The organism is Acinetobacter sp. WU_MDCI_Abxd143 (assembly GCF_025514195.1).
GTDB classification, from domain to species: domain Bacteria; phylum Pseudomonadota; class Gammaproteobacteria; order Pseudomonadales; family Moraxellaceae; genus Acinetobacter; species Acinetobacter pittii_H.
This window is the reverse complement of record NZ_JAHPTH010000045.1, coordinates 1-503: the sequence shown is the minus strand read 5'-3', so window position 1 is coordinate 503 and position 503 is coordinate 1. Positions and strand designations below refer to the sequence as shown.

Here is a 503-nt window from a genome sequence, read left to right as displayed (position 1 = left end):
AAAAATGTAAACGTTTACATAATAAAGATTAAGGAGCCGACCATGGCAGAGAATACTGAAGATAAAGGTGTGGTGTATTACTTCAACCGCCAGACAGAGAAAAGCTACTGGCAGCCAAAACCAGCAAACGGTTTCGTCACTGTAGCTATCTCACCAGAATTTGCTCAGATGAAACGTGACTTTTCAATGGGAACACAAACTGTTCCTGTCGGTGGGCGAGTTCGTGAACATGCTCATCCTGATCATGAAGAGGTGCTGCACTTCATTTCAGGACGCGGCAAAGCAATTATTGACGGGAAAGAATACGTATTAGAACCAGGTGTAACCGTATTTCTAGGTACCCATAACTCTCATACATTTATTAATGATGGTGAGGAAGACCTGCATTGGGCTTGGTTCATGCAACCAAGTGGGCTTGAGTACTTTTTCCGGGACATCGGTCGTCCACGTAAAGAGGGAGATCCAACTCCAGAGCCATTTGAACGACCTGAAAATATTGAACA

Annotated in this window: 1 protein-coding gene; it reads left to right on the top strand. The window is 43.9% G+C overall.

Annotated features, from left to right (window positions below; all coding sequences use genetic code 11):
• Positions 1–42 precede the first annotated feature (42 nt).
• Positions 43–503: cupin domain-containing protein (locus KTI79_RS19130; RefSeq protein WP_086375723.1), on the top strand; the 461-nt coding region annotated here is incomplete at its 3' end.